Annotated in this window: 5 protein-coding genes; 3 read left to right on the forward strand and 2 right to left on the reverse strand. The window is 71.1% G+C overall.

All coding sequences use genetic code 11. From position 1 onward, the window contains the following. Nucleotides 1–159: 159 nt before the first annotated feature. Nucleotides 160–1,983: an NHL domain-containing thioredoxin family protein gene (locus AB0D10_RS20070; RefSeq protein ID WP_360257958.1), complete on the forward strand. Its 1,824-nt coding sequence runs from the start codon at nt 160–162 to the stop codon at nt 1,981–1,983. A gap of 68 nt (nt 1,984–2,051) precedes the next feature. Here the strand turns inward: AB0D10_RS20070 and AB0D10_RS20075 are convergent, their stop codons facing one another. Both AB0D10_RS20075 and AB0D10_RS20080 read right to left on the reverse strand, forming a co-directional pair. Further along, on the reverse strand, nt 2,052–3,359 hold the full coding sequence (locus AB0D10_RS20075) for a M18 family aminopeptidase (RefSeq protein WP_360257960.1): 1,308 nt from the start codon (nt 3,357–3,359) through the stop codon (nt 2,052–2,054). Nucleotides 3,360–3,622: 263 nt separating this feature from the next. After that, complete coding sequence (locus AB0D10_RS20080; RefSeq protein WP_360257963.1) at nt 3,623–5,452, reverse strand: acyl-CoA dehydrogenase; 1,830 nt, start codon at nt 5,450–5,452, stop codon at nt 3,623–3,625. Nucleotides 5,453–5,734: 282 nt separating this feature from the next. On the opposite strand from AB0D10_RS20080, the gene AB0D10_RS20085 reads away from it, so the two are divergent. Continuing rightward, nucleotides 5,735–6,169 carry an SseB family protein gene (locus AB0D10_RS20085; protein WP_189913561.1) on the forward strand — a complete coding sequence of 145 codons (435 nt, stop codon included), beginning with the start codon at nt 5,735–5,737 and terminating at the stop codon, nt 6,167–6,169. A gap of 201 nt (nt 6,170–6,370) precedes the next feature. Beyond that, on the forward strand, nt 6,371–7,330 hold the full coding sequence (locus AB0D10_RS20090) for a pirin family protein (RefSeq protein WP_360257965.1): 960 nt from the start codon (nt 6,371–6,373) through the stop codon (nt 7,328–7,330). Nucleotides 7,331–7,435: the final 105 nt, after the last annotated feature.

Consider the following 7,435-nt stretch of genomic DNA (forward strand, 5'->3'; position numbering starts at 1 on the left):
ATGATCCCCGCGATCATGGCCACCAAGGCCCTGCTCGGCTGGGAGGGCACCTCGCTCGCCACCGCCCGGGAGGTCGTCGAGCTGAGCGAGGCCCGCCGCCCGAAGTTCTGAACCGTCACGCCCGGAATGCGGACACCGGGCGTGCGGTTTCATTGGGGCATGGCATCTCGTGCACGTGTCCGCGCCCCTGAACTGGTCGGCGCCGGTGGATGGCTCAACACCGGCGGCAAGAACCTGACCCTTGCCGACCTCCGAGGTCGCATTTTGGTACTGGACTTCTGGACCTTCTGCTGCATCAACTGTCTCCACGTCCTGGACGAGCTGCGGGAGCTGGAGGAGAAGCACCGCGACACCGTGGTGATCGTCGGGGTGCACTCGCCGAAGTTCGTGCACGAGGCCGACCACCAGGCCGTGGTGGACGCCGTCGCCCGCTACGAGGTGCACCACCCGGTGCTGGACGACCCGGAGCTGGCCACCTGGAAGCAGTACGCGGTCCGGGCCTGGCCGACGCTGGTGGTGATCGACCCGGAGGGGTACGTGGTCGCCCAGCACGCCGGTGAGGGCCACGCCCACGCGATCGCCCGCCTGGTCGAGGAGCTGGAGGCGGAGCACGCCTCGAAGGGCACGCTGCGCCGCGGCGACGGCCCGTACGTGGCGCCGGAGCCGACCGCGGGGGACCTCAAGTTCCCAGGCAAGGCGGTGCGGCTGCCGAACGGCCACTTCCTGGTCGCCGACTCCGGCCACCACTCGCTGGTCGAGCTGGCCGAGGACGGCGAGACGGTGGTGCGCCGGATCGGTGACGGGCAGCGCGGCCTGGTGGACGGCACCAGCCCCCGGTTCAGCGAGCCGCAGGGCCTGGCGCTGCTGCCGGAGGGTTCGGCGTACGACGTGGTCGTCGCCGACACCGTCAACCACGCCCTGCGCGGCCTGCGGCTGGCCGACGGCAGTGTGACCACCCTGGCCGGCACCGGCCGGCAGTGGTGGCAGGGCTCGGCGACCGCGGGCCCGGCCCGCGAGGTGGACCTGTCCTCGCCGTGGGACGTCGCCTGGTTCGACGGCCGGGTGTGGATCGCGATGGCGGGCGTGCACCAGCTCTGGGCGTACGACCCGGCGGCCGACACGGTCGGGGTCGCGGCCGGCACCACCAACGAGGGCCTGGTCGACGGGCCCGCCGCCGAGGCCTGGTTCGCCCAGCCGTCCGGTCTCGCGGTCTCCGCGGACGGCGGGAAGCTCTGGGTCGCCGACTCCGAGACCTCCGCGCTGCGCTGGGTTTCACGTGAAACGGGAACGGTCGAAACCGCCGTCGGCACCGGCCTGTTCGACTTCGGCCACCGTGACGGCGCGGCCGACCAGGCCCTGCTCCAACACCCGCTGGGCGTCACCGTGCTGCCGGACGGCTCGGTTGCCGTCAGTGACACCTACAACCACGCGCTGCGCCGCTACGACCCGGCGACCGGCCGGGTCAGCACGCTGGCCACCGACCTGCGCGAGCCCTCCGGCGCGGTGCTGGTGGACGGCGACATCGTGGTGGTCGAGTCGGCCCGGCACCGGCTGACCAGGCTGCGGCTGCCGGAGGAGGCGGTGCGGGTGGAGTCGGTGGCGCACCGCACCCGGCGCGCGGCCACCGAGGTCGCGCCGGGCGCCTTCCGGCTGGACGTGGTCTTCTCGGCGCCGAGCGGCCAGAAGCTGGACGAGCGCTACGGCCCGTCCACCCGGCTGCTGGTCAGCTCGACCCCGCCGGAGCTGCTGGTCTCCGGCGCGGGCGCGGACAGCGACCTCTCCCGCGAGCTGGTGCTCTCCGACGAGGTCGCCGAGGGCGTGCTGCACGTCTCGGCGATGGCGGCGTCCTGCGACGACGACCCGGAGATCGAGTACCCGGCCTGCCACGTGCACCAGCAGGACTGGGGCGTGCCGGTGAAGCTGGTCGCCGACGGCGCCCGCCGCCTCCCGCTGGTCCTGGCCGGCATGGAGCAGCCCTCGTAGGCCCGCGGACGACGACGGGGCCCGGCGGACGATCGGTCGTCCGCCGGGCCCCGTCGTACCGGAGGGGCTCAGCCCTCCAGGAAGGCCTTGATCGCGCTCGCCAGCAGGTACGGGTCCTCCGCCCCGCACAGCTCGCGCGCCGAGTGCATGGAGAGCGCCGCGATGCCGCAGTCCACCGTCTTGATGCCGAGGCGCGCCGCCGTGATCGGGCCGATCGTCGTCCCGCAGGGCATGGCGTTGTTGGAGACGAAGGTCTGCCACGGCACGCCGGCCTTCTCGCAGGCGGACGCGAACACGGCCCGGCCGACGCCGTCGGTCGCGTAGCGGTTGTTGACGTTGACCTTGAGGATCGGCCCGCCGTTCGGCATCGGGTGGTGGCCCGGCTCGTGTCGTTCGCTGTAGTTCGGGTGGACGGCGTGGCCCATGTCCGAGGAGAGGCAGACGGTGCCGGCCAGTGCCCGGGCACGGTCCTCCGGGTTGCCGCCGCGCGAGTGGATCGAACGGTCCAGGACGTTGCCGAGCAGCGGGCTCTGCGCGCCGGTGTCGGACTCGCTGCCGGTCTCCTCGTGGTCAAAGGCGGCCATCACCGGGATGTACGGCAGTCCGGTGGCGCCGTCGGCCGTGGCGACGGCGGCGAGCGCGGCGGTGGCCGCGTGCACCGAGAGCAGGTTGTCCAGGCGGGGGCCGGCCAGCAGTTCGCGGTCCCGGCCCAGGTAGGAGGCGGGCTGGACGTCGTGCGTCATCAGGTCCCAGCCGACCACGTCGTCGGCGGCCAGGCCGGCCCGCTCGGCGACGTAGCCGATCAGCGCGCCCTCGTCGACCGGGCCGAGGCCCCAGATCGGGGTGAGGTGGCGCTGCTTGTCGAGCTTCATGCCCTCGTTGACCTGGCGGTCCAGGTGGATGGCGAGCTGGGGCACGCGCAGCAGCGGCTCGTCCAACTGGACGAGCCGGGCGGTGCCGTCCCTGAGGGCGAGTCTGCCGGAGATGCCGAGGTCCCGGTCCAGCCAGGTGTTCAGCGGGACGCCGCCGTAGATCTCCACGGCGACCTGGCGCCAGCCGGCCGAGCCGGTGTCCGGCAGCGGCTTGACCCGCAGGTTGGGCGAGTCGGTGTGGGTGCCGACGATGCGGAACGGGGTCTCGGGGCCCGCTCCCTCCGGCAGGTACCAGGCGATCAGCGCGCCGCCGCGGATCAGGTAGCGCCCGCCGGCGGCGCCGTCCCAGGCGTCCGTCTCGGCGACCTGCCGGAAGCCCGCCTTCTCCAGCCGCTCCGCGGCGCTCGCGACCGCGTGGTACGGGGACGGCGAGGTGCCGAGGAACGCGATCAGGTCGTCGCTGTGCGTCCGGTCGAAGAATGCCTGGCGGGCGGCGGTCGACATACTGCTCCTGGGTCGAGGGAGGGCCGAAACCGGATGGGGAGTCGGCTTCGCACCTTGAGCATATGCCCGTACACGGACAGGGCATTCGGAACATCCGGGCCCGGACGGGACCGTGGACGGGACCGTGGACGACCCCGCGGCGCGACCCGCGGGGCTGCCGTGGCCGGGGGATCTCCGGTCGGCCCGGGGAACACCGAAGGGCCCGGTGGCAGCCGGGCCCTTCGGTGTGAGGGTGTGTCAGGCGGTCGGAAGGGTCGGGGGCCTTAGAAGGCCTCCTCCGCCAGGTCCATGATCTCGTTGTCGATGCCCTCGGCGATCAGGCGCTGCGGCGCGACGGTCGGCAGGACGTTCTTGGCGAAGAAGCGGGCCGCCGCGACCTTGCCCTGGTAGAAGGGGACGTCCTTCTCGGAGGCGCCGGCCTCCAGCTTGGCCAGGGCCACCGCGGCCTGACGCAGCAGCAGCCAGCCGACCACGACGTCACCGGAGACCATCAGCAGGCGGGTGGTGTTGAGGCCCACCTTGTACATGTTCTTGACGTCCTGCTCGACCGAGGTCAGGTCGGCGAGCAGCTTGCCGACGATGGCCTCCAGGTCGCCCGCGGCCTTGGCGAGCAGCTCGCGCTCGGTGGCGAGGGCGTCGCCGCCGGCGGCGGAGCCGAGGAACTTCTGGATCTGCTCGGACAGCGCGGTGAGGGCCTGGCCGCCGTCCTTGACGATCTTGCGGAAGAAGAAGTCCTGGCCCTGGATCGCGGTGGTGCCCTCGTACAGGGTGTCGATCTTGGCGTCGCGGATGTACTGCTCGATCGGGTACTCCTGCAGGTAGCCGGAGCCACCGAAGGTCTGCAGGGACTGGGCGAGCTGCTCGTAGGACTTCTCCGAACCGTAGCCCTTGACGATCGGCAGGAGCAGGTCGTTCAGGCGCTCGGAGGCCTCGTCGTGCTCGCCGCGCAGCTTGGCCGCCATCATGTCGTCCTGGGTGGACGCGGTGAACAGGACCAGTGCGCGCATGCCCTCGGCGTAGGCCTTCTGGGTCAGCAGCGAGCGGCGCACGTCCGGGTGGTGGGTGATGGTGACGCGCGGGGCGGTCTTGTCCAGGAACTGCGAGATGTCGGCGCCCTGCACGCGCTCCTTGGCGTACTCCAGGGCGTTCAGGTAGCCGGTGGAGAGGGTGGCGATGGCCTTCGTGCCGACCATCATGCGGGCGAACTCGATGATCTTGAACATCTGGCGGATGCCGTCGACCTTCTCGCCGAGCAGCCAGCCCTTGGCGGGGTGCTTGGCGCCGAAGGTCATCTCGCAGGTGTTCGAGGCCTTGAGGCCCATCTTGTGCTCGACGTTGGTGGCGTAGACGCCGTTGCGCTCGCCGAGCTCGCCGGTCTCCCAGTCGAAGTCGAACTTCGGGACGATGAAGAGGCCCAGGCCCTTGGTGCCCGGCTTGCCGCCCTCGGGGCGGGCCAGCACCATGTGGATGATGTTCTCGGACATGTCGTGCTCGCCCGAGGTGATGAAGCGCTTCACGCCCTCGATGTGCCAGGAGCCGTCCTCCTGCTGGATCGCCTTGGTGCGGCCGGCGCCCACGTCGGAGCCCGCGTCGGGCTCGGTGAGGACCATGGTGGAGCCCCACAGGCGGTCGGTCATCCGCTTGGCGACCTCGAGCTGCTCCTCGGTGCCCTCCTCGGCGATGACGCCGGCGAAGGCCGGGCCGGAGGAGTACATCCAGATGGCCGGGTTCGAGCCCAGGATCTGCTCGGCGAAGGCCCAGATCAGCGAGTTCGGGGTGACCTGGCCGCCGATCGACTCCGGGATGCCCAGGCGCCACCACTCGGCGTCCATGAAGGTCTGGTAGCTCTTCTTGAAGGTGGCCGGGATCGGCGCGGTGTTGGTCTCGGGGTCGAAGACCGGCGGGTTGCGGTCGGTGTCGGTGAAGGACGCGGCGAGGTCGTTCTCGGCCAGGCGCGCGATCTCGCTCAGGATGTTCTTCGCGGTCTCGACGTCCATGTCCGCGAAGGGTCCGGTGCCGTAGACCTGCTCGCGGCCGAACACCTCGAAGAGGTTGAACTCCACGTCGCGCAGGTTGGACTTGTAGTGACCCATGGCCGTTTTCTCCGGTTCGTCGCTTCCGGGAGACCGCCGCGGTCCGGCGTCCCGTACCCACCAGTAGGCATCATGATGCTACCCAGCGGTAACTTGGGCAAGCCCTCGACGGTGAATCCGCTATGAACGTGGTCACGTCCCACAGTCCGGGCGACCACTCCTTGTCAGGATCTGCGCCAGCGCGGGCGGGTGCGCTCCCGCTAGCCTGTCCGTGTGTACGGATATGACCAGAACGCATACCCGGGGGATCCCTACCAGCAGCAGGCGGGGCCGCAGCCGGGCATGAACGGCATGCCCGGACCGGACGCCTACGGCGCGCAGTCGCAGGCGAACCAGCAGTCGCTCTACCCCGAGCCCTCCCCGCCGTCGCTGGCGGACGCCGTCCGGGCGTTCACCACCGGCTCGATGGCCGTCGAGGACTTCCAGGCCATCTTCATCACCTCGAAGGTGCACTGCCCGCGCGGCGAACGCCCCGGCTTCCTCGCGCTGCACAACACCCCGACGCCGGTGATCCCGATGTTCAGCTCGCTCAAGGAGCTGCGCCGCTACGCCGGCAAGGACTCCAAGCACTTCACCGTCACCGGCGCCGAGGTCCTGGACCTGCTGCCGACCGGCTACGGCTTCGCGCTGGACATGGAGGGCGAGCACCGGATGGTGTTCGACGCCAAGGCCGTCGAGCAGATGGTCGACTTCACCATGCGCCGCATGTACGGCTGACGCCCAGCCGACGCTCGGCGGCCCGCCGAGCCCGGCAGGCCGCCCCGCGGTGCGGAGAGCCCCCGCCTGCCCCATCCTGGGGAGGGACGGAGCCCCGCGCCCCTCTCCAACCACATAGTTCAACTTTCAACTTGCTTGTTGTTGAGAATTGAACTAATCTCGTGCACGTAGGCCGAAGAACCCCCCTCGAAGGAGGCCGACATGCCCGCCGTGACCGTCGACAACCCACTGACCCTCCCGCGCGTCACCACGCCGGACGCCGCCGTCACGAGCGCCCGGCCGGTCCGGACCGTGGTCACCGCCCCCGAGGGCTACGAGGGCGAGGGCTTCCCCGTCCGCCGCGCCTTCGCCAAGATCGACACCAAGTACCTCGACCCGTTCATCATGATGGACCAGATGGGTGAGGTGGACTACGCGGCCGGCGAGCCCAAGGGCACCCCCTGGCACCCGCACCGCGGCTTCGAGACCGTCACCTACATCATCGACGGCACCTTCGTGCACCAGGACTCGCACGGCGGCGGCGGCGTCATCACCGACGGCGACACCCAGTGGATGACGGCCGGCTCCGGCCTGCTGCACATCGAGACCCCGCCGGAGTCGCTGGTGCAGTCCGGCGGCCTCTTCCACGGCCTCCAGCTGTGGGTGAACCTGCCCGCCTCGGACAAGATGATCGCCCCGAAGTACCAGGACATCCGCGGCGGCAGCGTCAAGCTCCTCAGCACCGAGGACGGCGGCGCCCTGCTGCGGGTGATCGCCGGCGAGCTGGACGGCCACCAGGGGCCCGGGGCCACCCACACCCCGATCACCATGATCCACGCCTCGATCAGCCCGGGCGCCCAAATCACCCTGCCCTGGCGGTCCGACTTCAACGCCCTGGCCTACGGCCTGGCGGGCAAGGGCTCGGCCGGCCAGGAGCGCCGCCCGTTCGGCATGGGCCAGGCGGTCCTGTTCGGCGACGGCGACTCGATCACCATCCGGGCCGACGAGAGCCAGGACTCCCGGAACGCCAACTTCGAGGTCGTGCTGCTCGGCGGGCTGCCCATCCGCGAGCCGGTCGCCTGGTACGGACCGTTCGTGATGAACAGCCACCGTGAACTCCAGCAGGCCATGGAGGACTTCCAGGCCGGCCGGCTGGGCACCGTCCCGGCCTCCGGCAAGTAGCTCCGGGCCGCCGACACGGCGGGGCGGCCGCAGGCACCGGTCTGCGGCCGCCCCGCCGGTCCGTGGTCACCCCGCCGGTCCGTGGTCACCCCGCCGGTCCGTGGT

It is taken from the genome of Kitasatospora sp. NPDC048545, assembly GCF_040651155.1.
Lineage (GTDB): Bacteria > Actinomycetota > Actinomycetes > Streptomycetales > Streptomycetaceae > Kitasatospora.